Annotated in this window: 26 protein-coding genes and 1 pseudogene; all 27 read left to right on the plus strand. The window is 40.8% G+C overall.

Annotated elements, in window-relative coordinates:
• Window positions 1-141: 141 nt before the first annotated feature.
• The 27 genes and pseudogenes from C1E99_RS07820 (at window position 142) to lepA (ending at window position 25435) form a co-directional block, all read left to right on the plus strand.
• Entirely contained in the window at window positions 142-675 is a 534-nt protein-coding gene (locus C1E99_RS07820) for a hypothetical protein (RefSeq protein ID WP_105207178.1), read from the plus strand.
• A gap of 302 nt (window positions 676-977) precedes the next feature.
• A complete protein-coding gene (guaC, locus tag C1E99_RS07825; RefSeq protein ID WP_105207179.1) occupies window positions 978-1961 on the plus strand; it encodes a GMP reductase in 984 nt (327 codons plus the stop codon).
• A gap of 69 nt (window positions 1962-2030) precedes the next feature.
• Window positions 2031-3368 carry an MATE family efflux transporter gene (locus C1E99_RS07830; RefSeq protein ID WP_105207180.1) on the plus strand — a complete coding sequence of 446 codons (1338 nt, stop codon included), beginning with the start codon at window positions 2031-2033 and terminating at the stop codon, window positions 3366-3368.
• A gap of 139 nt (window positions 3369-3507) precedes the next feature.
• On the plus strand, window positions 3508-3822 hold the full coding sequence (locus C1E99_RS07835; RefSeq protein ID WP_161951174.1) for a DUF5301 domain-containing protein: 315 nt from the start codon (window positions 3508-3510) through the stop codon (window positions 3820-3822).
• 701 nt (window positions 3823-4523) lie between these two features.
• Window positions 4524-4859 carry a hypothetical protein gene (locus tag C1E99_RS07845; RefSeq protein WP_105207183.1) on the plus strand — a complete coding sequence of 112 codons (336 nt, stop codon included), beginning with the start codon at window positions 4524-4526 and terminating at the stop codon, window positions 4857-4859.
• 121 nt (window positions 4860-4980) lie between these two features.
• Window positions 4981-6003: a DUF6287 domain-containing protein gene (locus tag C1E99_RS07850; protein ID WP_105107050.1), complete on the plus strand. Its 1023-nt coding sequence runs from the start codon at window positions 4981-4983 to the stop codon at window positions 6001-6003.
• A 109-nt stretch (window positions 6004-6112) separates the two neighbouring features.
• Window positions 6113-6631, plus strand: coding sequence for a ribosome maturation factor RimM (gene rimM, locus C1E99_RS07855; RefSeq protein WP_024378675.1), 519 nt, complete (start codon window positions 6113-6115; stop codon window positions 6629-6631).
• Window positions 6621-7346 (plus strand): tRNA (guanosine(37)-N1)-methyltransferase TrmD, encoded by a 726-nt coding sequence (trmD, locus tag C1E99_RS07860; protein ID WP_105108309.1) that lies wholly within the window; start codon window positions 6621-6623, stop codon window positions 7344-7346. Before rimM ends, trmD begins: the two co-directional genes overlap by 11 nt.
• Window positions 7347-7376: 30 nt before the next feature.
• Window positions 7377-8443 (plus strand): annotated as a pseudogene (locus C1E99_RS07865) (pyridoxal phosphate-dependent aminotransferase).
• A 114-nt stretch (window positions 8444-8557) separates the two neighbouring features.
• Entirely contained in the window at window positions 8558-9307 is a 750-nt protein-coding gene (locus C1E99_RS07870; RefSeq protein ID WP_105207184.1) for a DeoR/GlpR family DNA-binding transcription regulator, read from the plus strand.
• Window positions 9304-10215, plus strand: coding sequence for a 1-phosphofructokinase (gene pfkB, locus C1E99_RS07875; RefSeq protein ID WP_105207185.1), 912 nt, complete (start codon window positions 9304-9306; stop codon window positions 10213-10215). Before C1E99_RS07870 ends, pfkB begins: the two co-directional genes overlap by 4 nt.
• Window positions 10212-12167, plus strand: coding sequence for a PTS fructose transporter subunit IIABC (locus C1E99_RS07880; protein WP_105207186.1), 1956 nt, complete (start codon window positions 10212-10214; stop codon window positions 12165-12167). Before pfkB ends, C1E99_RS07880 begins: the two co-directional genes overlap by 4 nt.
• Window positions 12168-12261: 94 nt before the next feature.
• The gene (locus C1E99_RS07885; RefSeq protein WP_105104765.1) at window positions 12262-12636 is read left to right on the plus strand and encodes a DUF1149 family protein; all 375 of its coding nucleotides are present in this window, start codon (window positions 12262-12264) and stop codon (window positions 12634-12636) included.
• 1 nt (window position 12637) lies between these two features.
• Window positions 12638-13489 carry a DegV family protein gene (locus tag C1E99_RS07890; protein WP_105207187.1) on the plus strand — a complete coding sequence of 284 codons (852 nt, stop codon included), beginning with the start codon at window positions 12638-12640 and terminating at the stop codon, window positions 13487-13489.
• Between the two features lie 8 nt (window positions 13490-13497).
• Window positions 13498-14265 (plus strand): 4-hydroxy-tetrahydrodipicolinate reductase, encoded by a 768-nt coding sequence (gene dapB, locus C1E99_RS07895; RefSeq protein ID WP_105207188.1) that lies wholly within the window; start codon window positions 13498-13500, stop codon window positions 14263-14265.
• Window positions 14262-15473 carry a CCA tRNA nucleotidyltransferase gene (locus C1E99_RS07900; RefSeq protein ID WP_105207189.1) on the plus strand — a complete coding sequence of 404 codons (1212 nt, stop codon included), beginning with the start codon at window positions 14262-14264 and terminating at the stop codon, window positions 15471-15473. The genes dapB and C1E99_RS07900 overlap by 4 nt, the downstream gene beginning before the upstream one ends.
• Entirely contained in the window at window positions 15466-17334 is a 1869-nt protein-coding gene (locus C1E99_RS07905; protein ID WP_105207190.1) for an ABC-F family ATP-binding cassette domain-containing protein, read from the plus strand. The genes C1E99_RS07900 and C1E99_RS07905 overlap by 8 nt, the downstream gene beginning before the upstream one ends.
• On the plus strand, window positions 17335-17670 hold the full coding sequence (locus tag C1E99_RS07910; protein WP_105145530.1) for a hypothetical protein: 336 nt from the start codon (window positions 17335-17337) through the stop codon (window positions 17668-17670).
• A gap of 91 nt (window positions 17671-17761) precedes the next feature.
• The gene (locus tag C1E99_RS07915; protein WP_105207191.1) at window positions 17762-18721 is read left to right on the plus strand and encodes an ROK family glucokinase; all 960 of its coding nucleotides are present in this window, start codon (window positions 17762-17764) and stop codon (window positions 18719-18721) included.
• Between the two features lie 119 nt (window positions 18722-18840).
• The gene (locus C1E99_RS07920; protein WP_105108321.1) at window positions 18841-19119 is read left to right on the plus strand and encodes a hypothetical protein; all 279 of its coding nucleotides are present in this window, start codon (window positions 18841-18843) and stop codon (window positions 19117-19119) included.
• 12 nt (window positions 19120-19131) lie between these two features.
• The gene (locus C1E99_RS07925; RefSeq protein WP_105207192.1) at window positions 19132-19434 is read left to right on the plus strand and encodes a hypothetical protein; all 303 of its coding nucleotides are present in this window, start codon (window positions 19132-19134) and stop codon (window positions 19432-19434) included.
• A 52-nt stretch (window positions 19435-19486) separates the two neighbouring features.
• Entirely contained in the window at window positions 19487-20326 is an 840-nt protein-coding gene (locus C1E99_RS07930; protein ID WP_105207193.1) for a thymidylate synthase, read from the plus strand.
• A gap of 173 nt (window positions 20327-20499) precedes the next feature.
• Window positions 20500-21012 (plus strand): dihydrofolate reductase, encoded by a 513-nt coding sequence (locus tag C1E99_RS07935; protein ID WP_029176986.1) that lies wholly within the window; start codon window positions 20500-20502, stop codon window positions 21010-21012.
• A 197-nt stretch (window positions 21013-21209) separates the two neighbouring features.
• Complete coding sequence (gene clpX, locus C1E99_RS07945) at window positions 21210-22436, plus strand: ATP-dependent Clp protease ATP-binding subunit ClpX (RefSeq protein ID WP_105207194.1); 1227 nt, start codon at window positions 21210-21212, stop codon at window positions 22434-22436.
• Window positions 22437-22497: 61 nt separating this feature from the next.
• Window positions 22498-23085, plus strand: coding sequence for a ribosome biogenesis GTP-binding protein YihA/YsxC (gene yihA, locus C1E99_RS07950; protein WP_105124577.1), 588 nt, complete (start codon window positions 22498-22500; stop codon window positions 23083-23085).
• Window positions 23086-23093: 8 nt separating this feature from the next.
• Window positions 23094-23507: a nucleoside-diphosphate kinase gene (ndk, locus tag C1E99_RS07955; RefSeq protein ID WP_105108328.1), complete on the plus strand. Its 414-nt coding sequence runs from the start codon at window positions 23094-23096 to the stop codon at window positions 23505-23507.
• Window positions 23508-23602: 95 nt separating this feature from the next.
• Window positions 23603-25435 carry a translation elongation factor 4 gene (gene lepA / locus C1E99_RS07960; protein WP_105129155.1) on the plus strand — a complete coding sequence of 611 codons (1833 nt, stop codon included), beginning with the start codon at window positions 23603-23605 and terminating at the stop codon, window positions 25433-25435.
• Window positions 25436-25590: the final 155 nt, after the last annotated feature.

Here is a 25590-nt window from a genome sequence, read left to right on the forward strand (position 1 = left end):
AAAAATGGTGGTAGTATATAATCATAAAGAACAAGTCGAATGAAAAACATAAATTAATTTGGACTATTTTTAAGAGCCTATTATAAATGTGGCATTCTATTGACACTTCAAATTTGAATGATTATTAAGGAGATTATAAAAATGTTTGGATTAGTAGCTAAAAAATCAGGAGTTAAAGAGGTTGAAGAATATTGGGCAAGTACTTTAATTGAAAAGGGAATTCGTGAAGTAGAAGACAATTTGAGTGGTTCTTGCTGGAGATGTAAAACTTCTTTTGCTGTATCTGCTTGTCAAATTGTTAATAGAATCTGGCCCTTGTCTTATTCTTTGTCTAATAAAATGGTTCTTTGTCAATCTTGCCAATTTGAGAAACCTTTAGTAGAAAATCCTGATCTGGTTTGGAATTGGCTTGAAAATGAGAGTGGTGAACTATTTTGGGCTAAGCAGGGGATGTCTGAGTATGAAAGAAGATATAAAAAAACAGTCCTGCAAGAACTCTGGGATATGGGGATTAGAGATGGAACTATTGTTGAACCCCTTGTTTTGAGAGTGATGAACAGTGCTAGGAGTGAATCTGGTTTTAATAAGTTTAGTTTAGCTAGTTCTTTTAGAGATGAACTAGAGAGTCTAAAATATGATAGTGTATCATTTGGCAATTCGTCATTAGTTTCCTAATTTTTATTTTCAAGAATGTAATTTTCCCCTTTTTATTTCTACCTTTTCATAAACTCATTTGTGAAATATGTACATTATTTTAAAAATAACCATTAAATTGTTCATCACTTTTAAATAAGACGTACATTTTATTTGTTTAATAATAATAATGTTAGTAAAAACGAACAAAATTAACGTTTTGAACATGGATATTGACAAAACACAAACAATAGACTATAATCATAGATGTCGGTTTAGGAAAAACGAACAAAATGCCGTTTCCTAATACAAAAATCATTTAAAAACGAACAGAGGAGAAGCCTATGTTTAACGAAACACCTGTTTTTGACTACGAAGATATCCAATTGATTCCTAATAAATGTATCATCAATAGCCGTTCGGAGGCAGATACATCTGTCACTCTTGGAAAATACAGCTTTAAAATGCCGGTAGTCCCTGCCAACATGCAGACGATTTTGGATGAGGATGTGGCAGAGATGTTGGCAAAAGATGATTATTTTTACATCATGCACCGTTTCGACGAAGAGGGACGAATTCCCTTCATTAAGCGCATGCATGACCAAGGTTTGATTGCTTCCATTTCGGTTGGTGTAAAAGACTATGAGTACGACTTTGTTTCTAGTTTAAAAGCTGACGCGCCTGAGTTTATTACCATTGATATTGCGCATGGTCATGCTGATAGTGTCATTAAGATGATCAAGCATATCAAAAAAGAATTGCCTGAGACATTTGTCATTGCTGGCAATGTCGGCACACCTGAAGCTGTTCGTGAATTGGAAAATGCTGGTGCGGATGCGACAAAAGTTGGTATCGGGCCAGGTAAGGTCTGCATCACCAAGGTCAAAACTGGTTTTGGAACTGGCGGTTGGCAGCTGGCTGCCCTTCGTTGGTGTTCAAAAGCTGCTCGTAAGCCAATTATTGCGGATGGTGGTATTCGTACCCACGGAGATATTGCCAAATCCATCCGTTTTGGTGCAAGTATGGTCATGATAGGATCCCTCTTTGCCGGTCACATTGAAAGCCCGGGTAAAACGGTAGAAGTGGATGGCAAACAGTTCAAGGAATACTACGGTTCCGCATCTGAATACCAAAAAGGTGCTTACAAAAACGTTGAAGGAAAGAAAATTCTCTTGCCAGCCAAGGGACATTTGAAAGATACTCTGATTGAAATGGAACAGGACTTGCAATCCTCTATTTCCTATGCAGGTGGTCGTGATATTACCAGCTTGAAACACGTGGATTATGTTATCGTGAAAAACTCTATCTGGAATGGTGACTCAATCTAGTCAGAGAGGACTTGCAATGCAGGTCCTTTTCTTGTTACAATATTTATATAAAATTGAAAGAGAATAAGTATGTACCAAACAAGAAATAACAAAGAAAAGCTCTGGCTTTTTATTAAGATTTTTTTACCTATATTAATTTATCAGTTCGCTAATTACTCCGCATCCTTTATCGATACCATGATGACTGGTCAGTTTAGTACTATGGATTTGGCAGGTGTGTCCATGGCAACAAGTCTTTGGAATCCGCTTTTTTCATTTCTAACTGGGATTGTATCTGCATTGGTCCCAATCATTGCTCAATATCTAGGACAAGGTGAGAAGACAAAGATTCGCCAGGAGTTTCATCAGTTTGTCTATCTAGCCATCGGATTAACCATTTTACTCCTGTGCTCGGTCCTATTTATCGCTGTGCCCGCCTTGGCTCAGTTTGGACTTGATGAATCTGTTTTTCAAGTTGGTAGGCAGTACCTCTATTTTATTTCCATTGGCATCCTGCCTCTCTTACTCTTTAGTGTCTGTCGCTCTTTTTTCGACGCCTTGGGCTTAACCCGACTATCCATGTACCTCATGTTGCTCCTTGTCCCATTTAACAGTCTATTTAACTATCTCTTAATTTATGGGAAAATGGGCCTCCCGGCCCTAGGCGGAGCTGGAGCTGGATTGGGTACTGCTTTAGCTTACTGGGCGGTACTGCTAGTAATCGTCATTGTCATGTGCAAAAATAAGACCATTGCATCTTATCAGATTTGGCGGTGGAGTCCGATTGATTGGACTTTACTGAAAGAAGGACTGAAAATCGGGCTTCCCATCGGTTTACAAGTCTTTGCAGAAGTAGCAATTTTTGCAGTAGTAGGGCTCTACATGGCAAAATTTTCAGCCCAGATTATAGCAGCACACCAGTCAGCTATGAACTTTGCGACATTATTATATGCCTTTCCTGCCTCAGTTTCTTCAGCCCTAGCTATTGTCATTGCATATGAAGTAGGGGCTAAACGACCACAGGATGTGAAAGCCTATAGCCGTCTAGGACGCCTGGTTGCACTTGGTTTTGCAGGCTTAACACTCACATTCCTATATTTTTTCCGGTCCAAAGTTGCCTACCTTTATGGTAATGATGTAGAATTTATCCGTCTGACCTCGCATTTTCTTAGTTTTGCCCTCATGTTTCAGTTAGCAGATGCCTTTACCGCACCTATTCAGGGGATATTACGTGGTTACAAGGATACGACTGTTCCCTTTGTACTTGGTTTGGTTGCCTATTGGTCCATGACATTCCCAGTCGCTTTCTTGCTTGAAAGATTTTTCCAAATGGGTCCAGAAGCCTATTGGATTGGTCTTATTTCAGGGATTTTTGTCTGCGGAATAGCTCTTAATTTGCGCTTGATCAAAATAGCTCGTCTTCACTAAATGTTTGATTTTTCTCTTGACATATTTTTCTGTGCTTGATAGAATTTACTCAAAAAGGTAAGGTCTTGTCATCATGGAAAAGAAGTGGTTAATCTGGTTAATACTATCTTGTATCTGCTTGTTGTTTGGTTATCTTCACATGAGGAAAACAGAAATTAGACTTCCTCATTCTGACCAGATTTTAATCAGTAATCAGGATGGGGAAGAGTTACAATCTATAGAAGGTAGCGAAGTAGAAGATTTTCTGTCAGACCTTGTCCAAATTCATCCCTATTTCTTCGACAATACCAGCAATCAAGACCAGCCAGTCGGTGTAGAAAATTATTATCAACTGACCTTTCAGCCTCATAAGAAGATTGCTTATCTCTATGAGAAAAATGGCAAAACCTATCTGGAATTTCCTTATGAGCGAATAGTCAGAACCAAAAAGTCCCTGTCTGAGTTAATAGACTAGAAGAAGTCGGAGCAATCCGGCTTTTTAAAATTCTAATTTTTTAACATTTGCTTTGAAAAAATATGCATGAGAGGACAATATAAGAGATAGATAGCACTGTGTGAAAATATGCGCTCAAGGAGGAGCTTTACAAGGAAATGCTAATCTATCTATTACTAATTTTGGAGACATTTTATGGAAAAAATTACAACATTTTTCAAAAATTATTTTGATACACCAAAGATACCGTTGAAATAATAATTTGGTGATGTGTTCTACTGGAATCTTTTTATTGGAATAATGTGTTTTCTTTTTGGAGGCATTAAAATTTGGACGATATTGTTTTTTGTTTACTCAATGCTCTCAGTTTATACATTCTTCTGGTACTCAGACTACCAACTTTTTAAATTCCCATACAATAAAATGAAAATATTTAAATATCGTCGCTCGGTTTTTAGTAAAGACGGTATAAAAAATGCAGCTGCAGATAGTTTAGCACGAGAACCACATTATACAATCCATGAAAATAACATTTCTAGGGATTACACTGAGAATGTAAAAACAGTCGCATTTGTGTATCTTTTTCTATTTGTTTCACGTTATTACTTAGTTTATTATCAGGTTTACTCATCAGTATTTACCCATACTAGGACAATAAAAAAATATAAAGAAGCAATTCAGGAACAATATGAAAGTTTCAAAAAATTGTAGGAGATGCTAAATTGACTGAAATATTATTTTATTTATTACTTGGTAGTGCCATATATTTTAGATTTTTTGTTTTCCCTAAAATGAAAAAATCACATGAGGAGAAGAGATGGGCAGAAGAGCAATTAAAATATAGAATAACACTTTATGACTTGATAAACGAGAAACAGAGTTATGTTGGTACTATTGATAGTTTTAATGATATCTACAACATAGTTTATGACTATAATCAAGCCCATGTATTTTTAAGCCAAGAAGCTGCAAGTAAATATGCACATTCAATAGCAGGAAATGAAAATATAAGTATATTAATTCTCGCTGGAAGTACACCAGTTGAAAAAATATGTTAGTAAATTATTGGTTTGTGTACCAATCAGATACCTTGACAAATATGTTTATTATTATAAAATAGATGATGTGGATTCTCTAAGTAGGTAGACGAACCACTAAATTTTAGGAGACTATAAAAGAATGAAGAAAATAATATTACTTTTATCTGTTGTGCTTTTGACTGCTTGTAAGTCGGGTGAAGTGAAGCAGGAGACAGCTGCAAGTAGCCAATCTAGTTCACAAGCTACATCGAGTTCAACTACATCAACAACTTCAAGTCAGTCGGAAACGAAGATGGTAGATGTGGATTATTCTAGCTATCAAAAGGTTATCGACCGGTATCAAGCTAGTTTGGGATTGGAACTTTCAGCCTTAAATCGTGAAGAAGTGAGTAGTCTACTTTATGGACTTAAACAATATCCAACTGTTTATACTGGAGCATATTATATACAAAACGACTTTGATAAAGATGGAGTAGATGAATTAGCAGTTGCCCTATCAACAAATTCTCAATTTGTTCTAATTGACCTTTATACTGTAGGAAATGACGGACAATTGATAAGACTGGTTGATCAGTTCCGTCAGCAAGGTCCAGAGATTGGTGAAAAAGTGACGTTATGGCCACTTGAAGACGGAAGTTACTCTTTAGAATCCGCTGGTAGTTTTAAAAACTATAGATATGACTCTGCTGTAGGTCAACTTTCCTTACAGGCAGAAGGAGCAACCAATCCTTCGTCTGCAGCAGTTGTAGATTTAAGCGCACTTTCATGGCTAAAATTTGAAAAAGGTACACCTGTGCAAGAACATACATCTGCGACTACAATTAATTTGCAGGGATTATTGGCGGGCGACTTCTCAAGTATTGCAGGAACATGGTCAAACGCAAATGGTAAAACATTAAGCATTGATTCATTAGGTAATGTCACAAATGAAGTAGATGCCAAAATAGAACTTAAAGAAATAGATGCTAATGGAATTGGAATTGGAGGCTATCATTTTGGAATGCATGGTGCAGTCTTTAGAGTAATTCCTTCAGGTGTTGCATTTGAGTTTCCAAATACAGGTGAAACAGATTTGAGTGATATTTCAAGAGTTAGATTATTTATAAGTCAAGCTCTTCCATCAGCAGAAGAATTTGTGAATGAAGTCTATTATAAACAATAGAGAAATATTTAAAAAGTAGGATTGATTTTTTCCTGCTTTTTTGTTTCGATATTGAGAAAATACCTTCGTCGTGTTAAAATAAAAGGATAGAAAATCAAATGGAGAAATCATGAACTATTTTAACGTTGGAAAAATTGTTAACACCCAAGGCTTGCAAGGAGAAATGCGCGTTTTATCTGTGACCGATTTTGCAGAAGAACGCTTCAAAAAAGGGGCAAAATTGGCCTTGTTTAATGATAAAGACCAGTTTGTCATGGAAGTGGAAATTGCTAGTCACCGTAAGGCTAAGAACTTTGATATTATCAAATTTAAGGGCATGTACCATATCAACGATATTGAAAAGTACAAGGGCTTTAGTTTGAAAATCGCCGAGGAAAACTTGACCGATCTCGAAGACGGCGAGTTTTATTACCATGAAATTATCGGCTTGGATGTCTATGAAAATGACCAGTTGATCGGACAAATCAAGGAAATCTTGCAACCAGGTGCCAATGATGTCTGGGTGGTGAAACGCAAAGGTAAGAAAGACCTGCTCTTGCCATATATTCCACCTGTTGTTTTGAACATTGATATTCCAAATAATCGTGTCGATGTGGAATTGCTCGAGGGCTTAGACGATGAGAATTGATATTTTGACCCTCTTCCCTGAGATGTTTGCCCCACTTGAACATTCTATCGTGGGCAAGGCACGCGACAAGGGCTTGTTGGAAATCAACTACCACAATTTTCGTGAAAAAGCTGAAAAGGCTCGCCATGTGGACGATGAGCCATACGGTGGTGGCCAAGGAATGCTACTCCGTGCCCAGCCAATTTTTGATACCATGGATAGCATTGAACAAACCAATCCACGTGTTATCTTGCTGGATCCTGCTGGTAAAACGTTTAACCAAGCCTATGCTGAAGAATTAGCTCAGGAAGAACAGTTGATTTTTATCTGTGGACATTATGAAGGATATGATGAGCGGATTAAGACCTTGGTGACAGATGAGATTTCTCTTGGGGACTATGTTCTGACAGGGGGGGAGTTGGCAGCTATGACCATGATTGATGCTACTGTTCGCCTGATTCCAGAGGTTATTGGCAAGGAAGCCAGCCATACGGATGATAGTTTTTCATCTGGACTATTGGAGTATCCGCAATACACGCGTCCCTATGAATATCGGGGTATGGTTGTACCAGATGTTCTCATGAGCGGTCACCATGAAAATATTCGTAAATGGCGTTTGGAAGAAAGTCTACGCAAAACCTACCAACGTCGTCCAGACTTGTTAGAAAACTACAATTTTACAGCTGAAGAATTAACTATTTTTGAAAAAATCAAAGAAGAAGACACAGTTGATTAGACTGTGTTTTTCTTGCTAGAAGGAGAAATGATGAAACGCAAAGTATTTGATGATTATAAGCCATACAAATTAGGAAGAATTGCCAAATTTGACCTAGGTAACAATGAAAATCGCATAATCGACTGGTCATTTTTGCAACAAAAAACCTTGGAGAGCTTGGAAATAAGCCAGTTGAGTTATTACGGTGATAACACTTACTCCGAACTGATTGAGAAATATGCAACCTATCTGGGAGTGAGTCCAAAACAAGTGACGGTAGGTGTGGGCTCTGATCACCTTATTCACATGATTGTGTCCACCTTTATGGAAAAAGATGATACTTTTTTGACTGTTAATCCTGACTTTTTCATGTATGAAACTTATAATCACATGCATGGTAGCCAGTTTGAAGCCGTTGACCTGGTTGAAAATGATGGAACCTTGGTTTTGCCTGTGGAGAGCCTGTTGGCGCGTGCTCAAGAAACGAGCGCCAAAATTCTCATGCTGTCTAATCCAAATAATCCGTCATCTGTTGCCTATTTTATGGAAGACTTGGAGCGGTTAGCACAATCTTTTCAAGGTTTGCTGGTTATCGATGAGGCTTATATTGAATTTGCAAATGTCGAAAGCTTTATCAGTCGTCTGCAACAATTTGACAATGTTTTAGTTTTACGGACCTTATCAAAGGCTTTTGGACTTGCAGGTTTACGAGTTGCTTTGCGGTAGGAAGTGAAGAGTTAATTTATGAATTGGACAAGGTCATTCCCCCATTCAGCTTGTCAAACTTGACTGCAAAAATGGCAGCCGTTGCATTGAATTATACAGACAAAGTTTTAGAAACAGTGGGAGTAATTCAGAATTTGCGAGAAGAAATGATCTTATTCTTGCAAGGGTTAAATAACTGTCAAGTTCTACCTAGTCAGGCGAGTTTTGTAACTTTCAAGGCACCATGGGCAGAAGATTTTTATCAGCAAGCCTTGGCACAGGATTGGAATTTCAAATACTATCCAACGGGTAAATTGGCAGGCTATATTCGCCTATCTATTGGAAGACCAGAAGAGATGGCTAAGGTTAAAGAGATGATCATATCATTGATAGAAAATGGGACAATTTCATAAGAGATTGTTCTTTTTTTGAAGAAAATTGACATTTTTTGAAAGATTTTGCTAGAAAATGATTGACAATGATATTATTTAGTGTATAATTTATTTTGTAAACGATTGCAGGAGGTGTTGAATATTCTCAAATCAGAACGCAAGCAAGTCATACTAGAACGTATTCAAGCACAACAATTTGTCCGATTGGAAGAATTGGTTGACATTCTAGCAACATCTGAATCCACTGTTCGTAGGGATTTGGACGAGTTAGAAAATGAAGGGAAGCTTCGAAGAGTACATGGCGGTGCAGAAGCACCCGCCAATTTGCAACTGGAAGAATCTATTCTTGAAAAATCTGTCAAAAACGTTCAAGAAAAAAGAGAGATTGCTGAACGAGCAGCTCAACTGATTTTGGACGGAGATGTGATTTTCTTAGATGCAGGCACAACCACAGGGGTACTGATTGATTATCTTCAACAGGAAAATCTGACAGTCGTGACCAACTCTATCCACCATGCGGTAAAATTAGTTGAACGCAAGGTAAAGACCATCATCATTGGTGGTATTGTCAAGCGGTCAACCGATGCCTCTGTCGGTGCGATAGCATTGGAACAAATTCGTCAGCTCAACTTTGATAAGGCATTTCTGGGTATGAATGGCATTGATAAAAATTACTTTACAACGCCAGATATCGAAGAAGCGACCATCAAACGCACAATTATTGACAATGCTAAAGAAAGCTTTGTTTTAGCAGATGCGTCAAAAATCGGTCGATTTTCCTTTGCCAAAGTTGCAGCAATCGAAAAAGCCAACATTATCTGTCAATCTTCGGAGAGCAGTTTGTTGGACATCATAAAAGAGAAAACGAGGGTAATCGAGGTATGATTTATACAGTTACGCTCAATCCAGCCATTGACTATATCGTTCGTTTAGAACATGTCGAAACGGGCAGTGTCAATCGTATGGAGAGCGACGATAAGTATGCCGGCGGTAAGGGAATCAACGTCAGTCGTGTCTTGAAACGTTTGGGCTATCCAAACACAGCGACAGGGTTCCTTGGCGGATTTACCGGCCTGTTCATCAAGGATGGATTGGTTGCTGAAGGCATTGATACCGATTTTGTACAAGTTAACCAAGATACACGGATTAACGTGAAAATCAAGGCCGACCAAGAGACAGAAATCAACGGATTGGGACCGATTGTGACAGATACACAATTGGCTGAATTAGAAATGGTTTTAGCAGGTTTGACCAAGGAAGACACAGTTGTTTTTGCAGGGTCTGCACCAGCTAGTCTTGGTAATGAAGTCTATAACAGACTGATTCCGGTGGCGAAAAAAGCAGGAGCGCAAGTTGTCTGTGACTTTGAAGGTCAAACACTTCTGGATTCACTTGCTCACCAACCACTCTTGGTTAAGCCAAACAATCATGAACTTGAAGCAATCTTCAATGTTGAGTTGAATTGCATTGCAGATATCGAGACCTATGCTAAGAAAATCTTAGATATGGGAGCTCAGAATGTTATCATTTCTATGGCAGGTGACGGAGCCTTGTTGGTCACTCCAGCAGCTACTTACTTTGCCAAACCAATCAAGGGAACAGTGAAAAATTCTGTCGGAGCTGGAGATTCCATGGTGGCAGGATTTACTGGCGAATACGTTCGCTCACAAGATCCGATCGAAGCCCTAAAATGGGGAGTTGCTTGCGGTACGGCAACAGCCTTTTCAGACGATTTGGCAAGTATCGAATTTATTAAGGAAACTTATGAAAAAGTTGAGGTAGAAACACTATGAAAATTCAAGACGTTTTGAGAAAAGATGTCATGTTGCTTGATTTGCAAGCGACAAGCAAGGAAGCAGTTATCGATGAAATGATAACTAGCTTGGTTGATAAAGGTTATGTGAATGATTTTGAGGTATTCAAAACAGGTATTATGAACCGTGAAGCACAAACGACAACAGGACTTGGCGACGGTATCGCAATGCCACACGCTAAGAATGCTGCTGTAAAAGAAGCGACTGTTCTCTTTGCAAAATCAAACAAGGGTGTTGACTACGCAAGTCTTGACGGTCAACCAACAGACTTGTTCTTCATGATTGCAGCTCCAGAAGGTGCTAACGATACTCACTTGGCTGCCCTTGCGGAATTGTCTAAATACTTGATGAAGCCTGGATTTGCTGATAGACTTCGTGCAGCAACAAATCCTGAAGAAGTGATTGCAGTCTTCGATACAGCTGAAGCCGCAGATAAGGCAGTTGAAGAAGTGGTTGTAGCTCCAAGCGGTGATCGTCCATTTATCGTTGCAGTTACAGCATGTACAACAGGTATTGCTCATACTTACATGGCAGAAGAAGCACTTAAGAAACAAGCTGCTGAAATGGGTGTTGATATCAAGGTTGAAACAAACGGTGCATCAGGTGTAGGTAACAAACTGACTGCTGAAGACATCAAGAAAGCAGCAGGTGTTATCATCGCAGCAGATAAGGCTGTTGATATGACTCGTTTCAATGGTAAACCATTGGTCTCTCGTCCAGTTGCAGCTGGTATCAAACAACCAGAAGAATTGATTAACATCATTTTGGATGGAAAAGCATCTACATATACAGCAACAGAAGGAGCTGCTACAGTGGAATCTTCTGAAAAACTCAGTCTTGGTAAAGCATTCTATAAACACTTGATGAGTGGTGTTTCTCAAATGTTGCCATTCGTTATCGGTGGCGGTATCTTGATTGCCCTTGCCTTCCTATTCGATGGAGCTCTAGGTGTGCCGCAAGACAGTCTTGGTAGTCTTGGTTCATACCATGAAATCTCAGCAATGTTCATGAAAATTGGTGGAGCAGCCTTCGGCTTTATGTTGCCACTTCTTGCAGGTTACATTGCTTACTCAATCGCTGAAAAACCAGGTTTGGTTGCAGGTTTCGTAGCTGGTTCAATTGCTAGCAGCGGTCTTGCATTCGGTAAAATTCCTTACGCAGCTGGTGGCGAAGAAACCCTTGCCCTTGCTGGAGTATCATCTGGTTTCTTGGGTGCCCTTGTAGGTGGTTTCCTTGCTGGTGGTGTCGTGCTTGTTCTTCGCAATGCTTTGCGTAATATGCCAAAATCACTTCAAGGTTTGAATGCTATCTTGCTCTTGCCACTTTTGGGTACAGCTATCACAGGTTTCTTGATGTTCTTCGTCAACATCCCAATGGCAGCTATCAACACTGGTATGAACAACTTCCTTGCAGGTCTTGAGGGTAGCTCTGCAATTCTCCTTGGACTTGTCCTCGGTGGTATGATGGCAGTCGATATGGGTGGCCCAGTCAATAAAGCAGCTTATGTCTTCGGTACAGGTACACTTGCAGCAACTGTTGCAGATGGTGGTTCTGTTGCCATGGCAGCAGTTATGGCAGGCGGTATGGTTCCACCGTTGGCAGTATTCGTTGCAACCCTTCTTTTCAAAGACAAATTCACACAAGAAGAGCGTAACTCAGGTTTGACAAACATCGTAATGGGTCTTTCATTCATTACTGAAGGTGCGATTCCATTTGGTGCAGCTGACCCAGCACGTGCTATCCCAAGCTTTATCGCTGGTTCTGCTCTTGCAGGTGCCTTGGTTGGTTTGTCAGGTATTCAATTGATGGCTCCACACGGTGGTATCTTCGTTATCGCTTTGACATCTAACCCATTGCTTTATCTAGCATATGTAGCAGTCGGTGCAGTTGTTTCAGGTGTCCTCTACGGTGCCCTTCGTCAATCGAAATAAGTATGAAAACCTTGTCTCCGGGCAAGGTTTTTTAGCATTTTTAGTTTGCTTTGTGATATAATATGAATACTATTGTTTTTAGAGGAGTAGAAAAATGGAAATCATTCGCGATAAAGAATTTGTTAATCAATATCACTTTGATGCACGAAATCATGCTTGGGAAAAGGAGAACGGTGTTCCTGAGACCAAATTAAATGTTGATTTCCAATTGTTAGAGCGCAATGAGGATGAAAAAAAGACCTCAATGATTACAATTTTGCGATTTATTATTGTATTGAATCACTTTGTCATTTCTGGTGCTATGAGTCAAAGAGTCCATCTACAAGATCGCTATGTTCAAGAACCGACTGAATTTACTGATGAAGAAAAACGCGAATTAGTTGATCCATTGTTGAGCATTTTGAAACGTATGACTTATGAAGTAACTGAAATCGCTTTTGATGCACCAGGGGTAAATTTGGAGTTTTAATATGAAATTAGCAGTTATTACTGACTCATCAGCTGTTTTGAATGTTCAAAGTATTGAGCGGGATGACCTGTTTGTCCTAAGTATTCCAGTCAGCATCGATGGGGAAAATTATATCGAAGGGCAAAATTTGACGGTTGAAGAGTTTTATCAAAAAATGGCTTCATCGAAAGAATTACCTAAAACAAGTCAACCGAGTTTGATGGAACTAGAAGAAATTCTGGCTAAATTAACAGAGAAAGGCTATACACACGCTCTTGGCTTATTCTTGTCATCAGGTATTTCAGGTTTTTATCAAAATATTCAATATTTGGCTGATGAATTTGAAGGATTAACCGTTGCCTTTCCAGATACCAAAATCACATCGGCTCCTTTAGGCATGATGGTCGAAAATGTTCTCAAATGGGCTGATGCAGGACTTAGTTTTGAAGAAATTACTGTGAAATTGGACCAAGAAATTGGGAAGACTACAGCCTTCATCATGGTTGATGACCTCAATCATTTGGTAAAAGGTGGTCGCTTGTCCAATGGTGCGGCCTTGCTTGGCAATCTTTTGAGCATCAAACCGATTCTGTATTTTACAGGCGAGGGTAAGATTGAAGTGTATGAAAAAGTTCGGACGGAGAAGAAGGCCATTAAGCGACTCTTGGAAATCCTCCAAGAACAAACGACCGAAGGACAGTATCAGATTGCTATCATACATGCCAACGCTCCTGAAAAAGCTGATAACTTTAAACAGCAATTGGAAGAAGCAGGTGTCGGTAGCGATTTACCAATCGTGTCATTTGGTTCGGTCATCGGTACGCACTTGGGAGAAGGGGCAGTGGCCTTTGGTATTTCTCCCATCATTGAATAGGAGTTTGCATGACAATTAAGGTAATTATCGCAGGATTCAAAGGAAAAATGGGTTCAACGGCTGTTGAGATGGTCAAGGATGACGCAGAACTTAGTCTGGCTGCCTTGGTAGACCCATTTGCGACAGAAACAGAAGTAGATGGTGTTCCTGTTTTCAAGACCAAAGAAGAAGTTGCCAGCCTAGAAGCTGATGTCTGGGTGGATTTTACAACGCCAAAATTTGCCTATGAAAACACCCGTTTTGCCTTGGAAAATGGTTTCGCACCTGTGGTTGGAACAACGGGCTTTACCCCAGAAGAAATTGAAGAATTAATCGCCTTGTCTGCTGAGAAGGGCTTGGGAGGTTTGATTGCCCCTAATTTTGCGATTGGAGCCATCTTGCTTATGCAATTTGCAGCTCAAGCAGCCAAGTATTTCCCAAATCTTGAAATCATCGAATTGCACCATGATAAGAAGAAGGATGCACCGAGTGGTACGGCTGTCAAAACGGCCGAACTCATTTCACAAGTCCGTCAGTCGCAGGCTCAAGGTGCAGCAGATGAAGAAGAACTGATTGCTGGCGCTCGTGGGGCAGAATTTGATGGCTTCCGTATCCACTCAGTACGCTTGCCAGGCCTTGTTGCCCATCAGGAAGTGATTTTTGGGGCACAGGGAGAAGGCTTGACCATTCGTCATGACTCTTACGATCGTATTTCCTTTATGGGCGGTGTCAATCTCGGCATTAAAGAGGTAGTCAAACGCTCACAACTCGTTTATGGTTTGGAACACTTATTATGAAATTAAACAATCTGCCTTCTGAGTTTCAGGAGGCTTTGCCGATTTTAGAGAAAATTAAAGCAGCTGGTTACGAGGCTTATTTCGTTGGCGGTTCCGTTCGTGATGCCATTCTCTGTAGGACTATTCATGATGTCGATATTGCGACTTCTAGCTATCCGCAAGAAACCAAGCAAATCTTTCCTCGGACTATTGATGTGGGGATTGAGCATGGAACTGTCCTAGTCTTGGAAGGTGGCAAAGAGTATGAAATCACGACTTTTCGGACAGAGGAGGAGTATGTCGACTTCCGCAGGCCTAGCCAGGTTTCCTTTGTGCGTTCCTTAGAAGAGGATCTCAAACGTCGCGACTTCACTGTCAACGCCTTCGCCTTGGATGAAGAAGCACAGATTGTTGATCTCTTTGATGGGATGACTGACTTAGAAAACCGTACCCTACGGGCTGTAGGCATCCCGGCTGAGCGTTTTAACGAAGATGCTCTCCGTATCATGCGTGGATTTCGCTTTGCGGCGACCTTGGACTTTGAGATTGAGCCGACTACCTTTGAAGCCATGGTTCAAACTGCACCGCTCTTGGAAAAAATCTCGGTGGAACGTAGCTTTATCGAGTTTGATAAACTCTTGATAGCGGATTTTTGGCGAAAAGGCTTGCGCGCTATGATTGATTCCAAGGCTTACAATTTCTTGCCTGATTTAGCTGGAAAAAGTGATGAATTAGAGGCCATGCTAACAAGTTTGACAGCAGAATTTCGCTTTTCGACTTCTGAACAAGCTTGGGCCATGCTCTTTGTCTGTTTAGGTATCGAGAATATCAAATCCTTCCTGAAAAAATGGAAAACCAGCAATGATTTCCAACGCAGCGTGGTCAAGTTGGTAGAGATTTACCAGCTTCGCCAAGCAGGACCTGTTACCAAGCAAATCTGTTTCAAGTATGGCAAAGAATTCATGTACTTAGTAGAGGAACTCCGTCAAGCACAAGGTCTTGTTACAGATTTTGCAGCAATTGACAAGATTGACCAAGCCTTGACTATCCATGACAAGCATGAAATTGTTGTCAATGGGGGACATCTGATGAAGGCATTTGACCTCAAACCAGGTCCAGTATTAGGAGAACTGCTCAAAGAGGTTGAATTCCAAATCGTGGAAGGACAGCTGGAAAACGAAGAGCAAGCCATTATGACATTTGTGAAAGGAATCTTAGAGAATGAGTGATTTTATCGTTGAACACCTGACCAAGTCTGTTGGTGATAAAACGGTCTTTGCTGATCTGTCTTTCATCATCCATCAGGGCGACCGTATCGGGATTATTGGGGTCAATGGTACAGGAAAGACGACTTTGCTGGATGTTCTGTCAGGTCGCATCGGTTTTGATGGCGATGTGTCGCCTTTCCAGACTAAGAATGCCTATAAAATTTCTTACCTAACCCAAGAGCCTGAATTTGATGAAAGCCAAACTGTCTTAGATACTGTTCTGTCTTCGGATTTACGGGAAACCCAGTTAATCCGTGAATATGAACGGCTCTTGTCAAACTATGATGAAAGCAGTCAAGCAAGGCTGGAAAAGGTGATGGCTGAGATGGATGCTCACAACGCTTGGGAGATTGAAAGCCAGGTCAAGACTGTCTTGTCGAAACTCGGTCTAACAGACCTCAACGAAACTGTTGCTGAGTTATCAGGTGGTCTACGTAGAAGAGTGCAATTGGCCCAAGTCCTCCTTGGAAATGCTGACTTGCTCTTGCTAGATGAACCGACCAACCACTTGGACATTGATACCATTGAGTGGTTGACGACTTTCTTGAAAAATACTAAAAAGTCTGTTCTCTTTATTACCCACGATCGCTATTTCTTGGACAATGTGGCAACACGGATTTTCGAACTAGACCGTGCTAGCTTGACCGAATATCAGGGCAATTACCAAGACTATGTTCGCTTGAAGGCAGAGCAGGACGAGCGAGATGCCGCCCTTCGCCATAAGAAAGAGCAGCTCTACAAACAAGAGCTGGCTTGGATGCGCAGACAACCTCAAGCTCGTGCTACCAAGCAACAGGCTCGTATCAATCGTTTCCATGACCTCAAAGGCGATTTAGCCAACAAGATAGACGATAGCGAATTGGAAATCAATTTTGAAACCTCTCGTATCGGTAAAAAAGTCATTAACTTTGAAAATGTCAGCTTTTCCTATCCTGACAAGCCCATTTTAAAAGACTTTAACCTGCTCATTCAAAACAAGGACCGCATAGGAATTGTCGGTGATAATGGTAAAGGAAAATCTACCTTACTCAATCTAATCGCAGGTGATTTGCAGACAGACAGCGGTAAGGTAGATATTGGCGAAACCATCCGCATCGGTTATTTTTCTCAGACCATCAAGGGCTTGGACGAAAGCAAGCGGGTCATCAATTTCTTGCAGGAAGTGGCAGAAGAAGCTAAGACGACATCTGGTATGGTTTCTATCGCAGAACTCCTGGAGCAATTCCTCTTTCCACGTAACACCCATGGTACCCTGATTGAAAAATTGTCTGGTGGGGAGAAGAAGCGGCTTTACCTGCTGAAAATTCTCTTGCAACGACCCAATGTTCTCTTGCTGGACGAGCCGACCAACGACTTGGACATAGCGACATTGACAGTCTTGGAACATTTCTTACAGGGCTTTGCTGGTCCGGTCATTACCGTCAGTCACGACCGTTATTTCTTGGACAAGGTGGCTAACAAAATCTTGGCCTTTGAAGACGACGGCATTCAGACCTTCTTTGGCAACTACACAGACTATCTGGATGAGAAAGCCTTTCTGGCTTCCCGCTCTGCCATTTCCTTGGAAAAACCAAAGGAGAAAACCGAGAAAAGCAAAGAGAACAAGAAGCGGATGTCCTACTTTGAGAAGCAGGAATGGGCGACCATCGAAGAGGATATTGCTGGCTTGGAGGAGCGGATTGCGGAAATCGAGACGGAAATGCTGACCTGTGGCAGTGATTTTACAAAATTGTCCGAATTGCAGAAGGAATTGGATGAGAAAAACGACCTGCTCTTAGAAAAGTATGAGCGGTATGAGTATCTGAGCGAACTGGAGGGCTAGATGAAAGTTCTTGTTATGTCATATATGGTCATCTATCTCTTGGTGACCTTGGGAGCGGCTTTGTTTAGCTATTTTAAGACCAAAAAGATGAATGCTTTACGCTTGATATTTACGGTTTTATCCATGCTCTTGCTGGCTGTCACGCTTTATTTTTACAGTCAGTCTTATCATGCTGTTCAGATGGTTGGATTTGCTATGGGCTTTACCTTTATCTCCACCCTCTTTCTCTACAATGGGACCAAGGAAGGTAGTAATTTTACAACAGTTATGCTCTTTTCCATTGGAAGGTTTATCTTACATATTCAATTTTTAATTTTGCTCTATCTTTTTAGATAGGGCATTTTTTATACTTACAAATTTATGAAAAGGCTTTACGCAAACCTTTGCATTGTGTTATAATAAAGAAAATACATTTGAGGTGATGATTATGTCTAAAAAAATTATTGGTATTGACTTAGGTGGTACATCTGTTAAGTTGGCAATTCTGACGACTGATGGTGAGATTCAAGAAAAATGGTCTATCAAGACAAATATTTTGGATGAAGGAAGTCACATTGTTCCTGATATCATTGACAGCATCAAACATCGCTTTGAAACTCATGGTTTGACAAAGGATGATTTCTTGGGTGTTGGTATGGGTTCGCCTGGTGTGGTTGATAGCGAAGCTGGTACTGTTATCGGTGCCTATAACCTCAACTGGAAAACCTTGCAATTGGTTAAAGAGCAGTTTGAATCTGCCCTTGGTTTGCCATTCTTTATCGACAACGATGCAAACGTAGCGGCCCTTGGTGAGCAATGGGTTGGTGCTGGAAACAATAATCCAAACGTTGTCTTTATGACGCTTGGTACAGGTGTCGGTGGCGGTGTCATCGCTGCCGGAAACCTGATTCGTGGTGTCAAAGGTGCTGGTGGTGAATTGGGCCATATCACAGTTGACTTTGATGAGCCATTTGCTTGTACTTGTGGTAAGAAAGGTTGTCTAGAAACCGTTGCTTCTGCGACAGGTATTGTCAACCTCAGCCGTCGCTATGCTGATCAATACGCTGGCGATGCAAAACTGAAACAAATGATTGATGATGGACAAGATGTAACGGCTAAGGATGTCTTTGATTTGGCAAAAGAAGGCGATGATTTGGCTTTGATTGTCTACCGTCACTTCTCAGAATACCTAGGTGTTGCTTGTGCAAACATTGCTGCAGTCCTCAATCCTGCCTACATCGTTCTGGGTGGCGGTGTGTCAGCAGCAGGGGATTTCTTGTTGGATGGTGTTCGTAAGGTCTTTGCTGAAAACAGCTTCCCACAAATCAAGGAAAGTACACAAATTGTTTTGGCAACACGTGGTAATGATGCAGGTGTCTTAGGTGCTGCATCACTCGTTTTGAAATAATATCTAAAGCAGAGGGAACTCTGCTTTTTTTAATCCGCTGTCACAATTTCTTTATATACATATATTGAAAAATGTAGTATTTAGGCGTACAATAATAGTGAAGAAAGGAGTGTTGGTCCATGAAAAATGTAAATATGTCAAAAGTAACGAATTATCTGACTATACTTGGTCTGTTGATTTTGCTATCTGCTTTTTTCCTTGATTACTGGATTCGAGACTGGTTCTTCCCGTCTAGTTGGGGAAACGTGGCGACCATGATGATTTTGCCTTTGCTAGGGGCATTGATTCTCATCTTGTCGATTTACTATAAAAAACTTTGGACGGGCATTACCAGTATTCTATTGATTATTTCCTTCCCCTTGATATTTGGACTGGGCTATGTTTTCTTTGGTCCCTAGAAGGAGTTTCTCATGAATCTGACACTATTAAAACGGTTAAATCTAGTCTTGTACAGCCTTGCAACTTTTCTCATCGTCATGCTATTTTTACCAATAGGCCAATGGTTTGATATTGTAAATGTGAATTTCAAACTAACATTTTTCATCATTCCCTTTTTCGGTCTCGCTAGTTTACCAACGGCTATTTACACTAAAAATGTTCGTCATATATTGTTGAGTGTTCTCTTGGTTGCCTTGTATTTTATTTTGTTCAGTCTAGTAACTGCCCTCGCTGGTTTGTTCCAGCTCAACCTCTACCCCTTGCTCTATAAATGACAACTCCTGTTCAAAACTGGAGTTTTTACGTAGAATTTGCTATACTAAAACCATGACAAAAGCAGATAGAATTTTTAAAGAAAACATTCGTAAGATTATGGAAGAGGGCGTTTTTTCGGAAAATGCTCGCCCTCGTTACAAGGATGGAAATGTAGCCAATTCCAAGTACATTACAGGTGCCTTTGCAGAGTATGACTTGGCCAAGGGCGAGTTCCCTATTACTACATTAAGACCAATTCCAATCAAGTCAGCCATTAAAGAAATTCTCTGGATTTACCAAGACCAGACCAATGATTTGTCGGTTTTACAGGAAAAATACGGTGTCCAGTATTGGAATGATTGGGAAGTAGATGGAACAGGTACAATCGGTGAACGTTACGGTGCTATTGTTAAAAAGCATGACATCATTTCAAAAATCCTCAAGCAATTGGAGGAAAATCCATGGAATCGCCGCAATGTGATTTCTTTGTGGGACTATGAAGCTTTTGACCAATCTGCAGGTCTCTTGCCATGTGCCTTTCAAACTATGTTTGATGTTCGTCGAGTGGATGGGGAGATTTATCTCGATGCGACCCTCACTCAACGGTCAAATGATATGTTGGTAGCCCATCATATCAACGCTATGCAGTATGTTGCATTACAAATGATGATTGCCAAGCATTTTGGTTGGAAGGTAGGGAAGTTTTTCTATTTCATCAACAATCTTCACATCTATGACAATCAGTTTGAACAGGCTGAAGAATTACTTCGTCGTACACCATCTGAAGTAGAGCCTCGTTTGGTCTTGAACGTCCCAGACGGAACAAACTTTTTTGATATTAAAGCAGAAGATTTTGAGTTGGTGGACTACAATCCAGTTAAACCGCAACTTAAGTTTGACTTGGCGATTTAAGATGAGGGGGCTTTCCAGTCCCACTAGATTCACATTCTACAAATCTCGGAATCTTCCCTATATCTGAGGAGTCGGTGATAGTTTCAACATGATAAAAATTTGCACTAGACCTACTTGGTAAGTGCATTTTTCATGTTTTTTTGATAGAATGATAGGACGGAAAGTGAGAGAAAATGACAAAGAAGATAGTTGCAATTTGGGCCCAAGATGAAAATGGATTGATTGGAAAAGGCGATAAATTGCCCTGGTATTTGCCTGCTGACTGGGCTCATTTTAAAGAAACGACAACAGGTCACACGATGGTGATGGGACGTATAACCTTCGACGGCATGGGTAAACGTGCTCTTCCCAATCGTCACACCATCGTTTTGACTACAGATAAAACCTATCAACTAGAGAATGAACATGTTACCATTTTACACAGTGTGGAAGCTGTCCTAGATTGGTATAACAAACAGGAGCAGACACTATTTGTGCTTGGTGGGGGACAAATTTTTACTGCTTTTGCACCTTACATTGAAGCTTTAATAGTGACAGATATTCACGGTCAATTTAATGGCGATGTGTATTTTCCGAAAGCATTTCCTATGGAGAAATTTCAGCTACAAAGCGCCAATTTACGTCCAAAAGACGAGAAAAACCCGTATGATTTTACAATAAAAACCTATGAAAGAAGAGATGGTTAGGCATGGAGAGAAGTTTATTCGGTTTATTTACAGCGTTTCTCTGCGGAATATGCGTCCTTTGTGCTATTCAAGCCTTTAGAAAGAAACGTTTTGGTCTAGCCATTTTATTTTTATTGAATGCTTTTACCAATCTGGTTAATAGCATTCATGCTATTTATGGCTTTTTATTTAGATAAGAGATATGAAAGAGGAAATATATGGCTGTTAAGCATACCCATGAGTTGATTTATTGTTCATTTTGTGGAAAAAATCAAGAAGAAGTTAAAAAAATTATAGCAGGAAATAATGTTTTCATTTGTAATGAATGTGTAGAATTGGCCCAAGAAATCATTCGTGAAGAATTGGCTGAAGAAGTGTTGACAGACTTGGCTGACACACCTAAGCCACAGGAATTACTCAATATTTTAAACAATTATGTCATTGGACAAGACCGTGCTAAACGTGCTTTGGCTGTAGCTGTTTACAATCACTACAAACGTATCAATTTCCAGGATAGTCGTGATGAGAACGATGTTGATTTACAAAAATCAAATATCCTCATGATTGGCCCGACTGGTTCAGGAAAAACCTTCTTGGCTCAAACCTTGGCTAAAAGTTTGAATGTCCCATTTGCTATTGCTGATGCGACTGCTCTTACTGAGGCGGGTTATGTCGGTGAGGACGTAGAAAATATTCTCCTCAAGCTTTTGCAGGCTGCAGATTTTAACATTGACCGGGCAGAACGAGGAATTATCTATGTGGATGAAATTGATAAGATTGCCAAAAAAGGTGAAAATGTGTCCATTACCCGCGATGTTTCGGGTGAAGGTGTCCAACAGGCTCTCTTGAAAATCATTGAAGGAACAGTTGCCAGTGTTCCACCGCAAGGCGGACGCAAACATCCAAACCAAGAAATGATTCATGTGGATACCAAAAACATTTTATTCATCGTAGGTGGTGCTTTTGATGGGATTGAAGAAATCGTTAAACAACGTCTTGGTGAAAAAATCATCGGTTTCGGTCAAAACAATCGTGCCATTGATGAAAAAGAATCATACATGCAACATATCATTGCAGACGACATTCAAAAATTTGGTATTATTCCTGAGTTGATTGGTCGCTTGCCGGTATTTGCAGCCTTGGATCAATTAACAACCGAAGACTTGGTCCGTATTTTAACAGAGCCTAAGAATGCGTTGGTTAAACAATACCAGACCCTCTTGTCTTATGATGATGTAGAATTGGATTTTGACGAGGATGCCTTACTTGCCATTGCTGAAAAAGCAATCGAGCGAAAAACAGGTGCACGTGGTCTTCGTTCCATTATCGAAGAAACGATGTTGGATGTTATGTTTGAAGTTCCAAGTCAAGATGACGTCAAACGTGTTCGTGTTACAAAAGCAGCAGTAGATGGCAAGGAAAAACCATTGCTAGAAACTGCCTAAAAATGATCATTAGGGGTGATAAGCAATTAGCTTTCTCCCCCTTATTTATGAGAGGTAAAGAATGGAAATCAATACACACAATGCTGAAATTCTTCTGAGTGCAGTTTCAAAGGCCCAGTACCCTGATGACGATATCCCAGAAATCGCCCTGGCTGGTCGATCAAATGTCGGAAAATCTTCCTTCATCAATACCTTACTCGGAAGAAAAAATCTAGCTCGTACTTCGGGAAAACCTGGAAAGACCCAGCAGTTAAACTTTTACAATATTGATGATAAGATTCGTTTTGTCGATGTGCCCGGTTATGGCTATGCCAAGGTTTCCAAGGCTGAACGAGCAAAATGGGGCAAGATGATTGAGGAATATTTGACAAGTCGTGAAAATCTGCGCGTGGTTGTCAGTCTGGTGGATATGCGTCATGAACCATCAGCAGACGATGTTCAGATGTATGAGTTTTTAAAGTACTATGAAATCCCAGTCATCATCGTTGCTACCAAAGCTGATAAAATTCCTCGTGGCAAATGGAACAAGCATGAGTCCATTATCAAAAAGAAATTGGATTTTGATAAGAATGACCAGTTTGTCGTCTTTTCATCTGAAACTCGGCACGGCTATGATCAGGCTTGGGATGCCATTTTAAGTGAGATTTAGGAGTGATAATGGAACAAACCTTCTTTATCATTAAGCCAGATGCTGTTCAGCGTGGATTTGTTGGACAAGTTCTCAGCAGAATAGAGCGTCGTGGTTTTGTTATTCGTGATTTGAAAATGCTGACGGCGACAGAGGACTTAGTCGCGCAACATTATGAGCATTTAACAGATAAGCCTTTCTTCCCGCTTTTGGTGCAATACATGACAAGTGGTCCTGTCATCGCTGGAATTTTGGAAGGACCAGAGGTTGTCAAGTCCTGGCGTGATATGATGGGGGCGACTAATCCAGCCAATGCCTTACCAGGAACCATTCGTGGAGATTTTGCAACAGCTCCAGTTGATGGTATTGTGGCCAATGTTGTTCATGGTTCAGACAGTCTGGAAGCAGCCCAACGCGAAATCGCCCTGTGGTTGGGGAAATAGCAGAGCAGACACCTAGTTTTCTAGGTGTTTTTCTTATGGCAAGTTCTTGGTATTTCTGATATAATAAAGAGTAATACTCTTGTAGAGGAAGAAACATGAATTTAGAAGATTTGAAAAAACGACAGGAGAAAATTCGTAATTTCTCCATTATTGCCCACATCGACCATGGTAAATCAACCTTGGCTGACCGTATTCTTGAGAAGACAGAAACAGTTTCCAGCCGTGAAATGCAAGCCCAGTTGCTGGATAGTATGGACTTGGAACGCGAGCGTGGCATCACAATTAAACTCAACGCAATCGAACTCAACTATACAGCTAAAGATGGAGAGACATACATTTTCCACTTGATTGACACACCAGGACACGTGGATTTTACCTATGAGGTATCGCGTTCGTTGGCTGCCTGTGAAGGAGCGATTTTAGTGGTGGATGCTGCTCAAGGGATTGAAGCACAGACCTTGGCCAACGTTTATCTAGCCTTGGACAATGATTTGGAAATCTTGCCAATCATTAACAAGATTGACCTGCCAGCAGCAGACCCAGAACGTGTTCGTCAGGAAATCGAAGATGTGATTGGTTTGGATGCTTCTGAAGCAGTGCCAACATCAGCCAAGGCTGGTATTGGTATCGAGGAAATCTTGGAGCAGATTGTCGAGAAGGTTCCAGCACCGACTGGTGATGTAGCTGCACCGCTTCAAGCCTTGATTTTTGACTCGGTTTACGATCCGTATCGAGGCGTTATCCTGCAAGTTCGTATTGTCAACGGTGTGGTAAAACCTGGCGATACTATTCAGATGATGAGCAATGGCAAGACCTTTGATGTGACGGAAGTTGGTATCTTCACACCAAAAGCAATCGGTCGTGATTACTTGGCGACTGGTGATGTAGGTTACATTGCAGCCTCTATCAAGACGGTTGCCGACACCCGTGTCGGTGATACAGTGACCTTGGCAGAAAATCCTGCCAGCGAGCCACTAGCGGGCTACAAGCAGATGAATCCAATGGTCTTTGCAGGTATCTACCCAATCGATTCCAACAAGTACAATGACCTCCGTGAAGCCTTGGAAAAACTTCAACTCAACGATGCCAGCTTGCAGTTTGAGCCAGAAACGTCACAAGCACTCGGATTTGGTTTCCGTTGTGGTTTCTTGGGTCTCCTGCACATGGATGTTATTCAAGAACGGATTGAGCGTGAGTTTAACATTGATCTCATTATGACAGCCCCGTCGGTAGTCTACCATGTCAACATGACGGACGGTGAAACGATTGATGTAGCCAACCCTTCAGAATTCCCAGACCCAACCAAGATTGCCACGATTGAAGAGCCTTACGTTAAGGCACAAATCATGGTACCGCAGGAATACGTCGGTGCGGTCATGGAATTGGCCCAACGCAAACGTGGTGACTTTGTAACTATGGATTATATCGATGATAATCGTGTCAATGTCATCTACCAAATTCCACTTGCGGAGATTGTCTTTGACTTCTTTGACAAGCTTAAATCGTCCACTCGTGGTTATGCTAGCTTTGACTATGAGATTTCGGAATACCGTTCATCCAAGTTGGTGAAAATGGATATTCTCCTTAATGGCGACAAGGTCGATGCACTCAGCTTTATCGTCCACAAGGAATTTGCCTACGAACGTGGGAAAATCATCGTTGACAAGCTCAAGAAAATCATCCCTCGTCAGCAGTTTGAAGTGCCTATCCAGGCAGCGATCGGTCAGAAAATCGTTGCTCGTAGCGATATTAAGGCCCTTCGCAAAAACGTTTTGGCCAAGTGTTATGGTGGTGACGTTTCCCGTAAACGCAAACTCCTAGAAAAACAAAAAGCCGGTAAAAAACGCATGAAAGCCATCGGCTCTGTCGAAGTACCACAAGAAGCCTTCCTCAGCGTTCTCAGCATGGATGAAGACGATAAGAAATAATCTTGATATAAAGAAACACTCCTGCATCTAGTGCAAGAGTGTCAGACTGAAGACAAAGTCCTTAGAATTGATTTTCTAAGGGCTTTTCTTCGTATTTAGGAGTATAATATAAGAAAAAGGACTTATGAGGTTCTCCTATGCTACACAAAGAAAAT

Source organism: Streptococcus suis (assembly GCF_002964045.1).
Taxonomy (GTDB): domain Bacteria; phylum Bacillota; class Bacilli; order Lactobacillales; family Streptococcaceae; genus Streptococcus; species Streptococcus suis_U.

What these genes read in the sequence shown, in the direction of transcription:
- C1E99_RS07820 (WP_105207178.1), top strand. Translation starts at nt 142, where the DNA reads ATGTTTGGATTAGTAGCTAAAAAATCAGGAGTTAAAGAGGTTGAAGAA.
- guaC (WP_105207179.1), top strand. Translation starts at nt 978, where the DNA reads ATGTTTAACGAAACACCTGTTTTTGACTACGAAGATATCCAATTGATT.
- C1E99_RS07830 (WP_105207180.1), top strand. Translation starts at nt 2,031, where the DNA reads ATGTACCAAACAAGAAATAACAAAGAAAAGCTCTGGCTTTTTATTAAG.
- C1E99_RS07835 (WP_161951174.1), top strand. Translation starts at nt 3,508, where the DNA reads ATGAGGAAAACAGAAATTAGACTTCCTCATTCTGACCAGATTTTAATC.
- C1E99_RS07850 (WP_105107050.1), top strand. Translation starts at nt 4,981, where the DNA reads ATGAAGAAAATAATATTACTTTTATCTGTTGTGCTTTTGACTGCTTGT.
- rimM (WP_024378675.1), top strand. Translation starts at nt 6,113, where the DNA reads ATGAACTATTTTAACGTTGGAAAAATTGTTAACACCCAAGGCTTGCAA.
- trmD (WP_105108309.1), top strand. Translation starts at nt 6,621, where the DNA reads ATGAGAATTGATATTTTGACCCTCTTCCCTGAGATGTTTGCCCCACTT.
- pfkB (WP_105207185.1), top strand. Translation starts at nt 9,304, where the DNA reads ATGATTTATACAGTTACGCTCAATCCAGCCATTGACTATATCGTTCGT.
- C1E99_RS07880 (WP_105207186.1), top strand. Translation starts at nt 10,212, where the DNA reads ATGAAAATTCAAGACGTTTTGAGAAAAGATGTCATGTTGCTTGATTTG.
- C1E99_RS07885 (WP_105104765.1), top strand. Translation starts at nt 12,262, where the DNA reads ATGGAAATCATTCGCGATAAAGAATTTGTTAATCAATATCACTTTGAT.
- C1E99_RS07890 (WP_105207187.1), top strand. Translation starts at nt 12,638, where the DNA reads ATGAAATTAGCAGTTATTACTGACTCATCAGCTGTTTTGAATGTTCAA.
- dapB (WP_105207188.1), top strand. Translation starts at nt 13,498, where the DNA reads ATGACAATTAAGGTAATTATCGCAGGATTCAAAGGAAAAATGGGTTCA.
- C1E99_RS07900 (WP_105207189.1), top strand. Translation starts at nt 14,262, where the DNA reads ATGAAATTAAACAATCTGCCTTCTGAGTTTCAGGAGGCTTTGCCGATT.
- C1E99_RS07905 (WP_105207190.1), top strand. Translation starts at nt 15,466, where the DNA reads ATGAGTGATTTTATCGTTGAACACCTGACCAAGTCTGTTGGTGATAAA.
- C1E99_RS07910 (WP_105145530.1), top strand. Translation starts at nt 17,335, where the DNA reads ATGAAAGTTCTTGTTATGTCATATATGGTCATCTATCTCTTGGTGACC.
- C1E99_RS07915 (WP_105207191.1), top strand. Translation starts at nt 17,762, where the DNA reads ATGTCTAAAAAAATTATTGGTATTGACTTAGGTGGTACATCTGTTAAG.
- C1E99_RS07920 (WP_105108321.1), top strand. Translation starts at nt 18,841, where the DNA reads ATGAAAAATGTAAATATGTCAAAAGTAACGAATTATCTGACTATACTT.
- C1E99_RS07925 (WP_105207192.1), top strand. Translation starts at nt 19,132, where the DNA reads ATGAATCTGACACTATTAAAACGGTTAAATCTAGTCTTGTACAGCCTT.
- C1E99_RS07930 (WP_105207193.1), top strand. Translation starts at nt 19,487, where the DNA reads ATGACAAAAGCAGATAGAATTTTTAAAGAAAACATTCGTAAGATTATG.
- C1E99_RS07935 (WP_029176986.1), top strand. Translation starts at nt 20,500, where the DNA reads ATGACAAAGAAGATAGTTGCAATTTGGGCCCAAGATGAAAATGGATTG.
- clpX (WP_105207194.1), top strand. Translation starts at nt 21,210, where the DNA reads ATGGCTGTTAAGCATACCCATGAGTTGATTTATTGTTCATTTTGTGGA.
- yihA (WP_105124577.1), top strand. Translation starts at nt 22,498, where the DNA reads ATGGAAATCAATACACACAATGCTGAAATTCTTCTGAGTGCAGTTTCA.
- ndk (WP_105108328.1), top strand. Translation starts at nt 23,094, where the DNA reads ATGGAACAAACCTTCTTTATCATTAAGCCAGATGCTGTTCAGCGTGGA.
- lepA (WP_105129155.1), top strand. Translation starts at nt 23,603, where the DNA reads ATGAATTTAGAAGATTTGAAAAAACGACAGGAGAAAATTCGTAATTTC.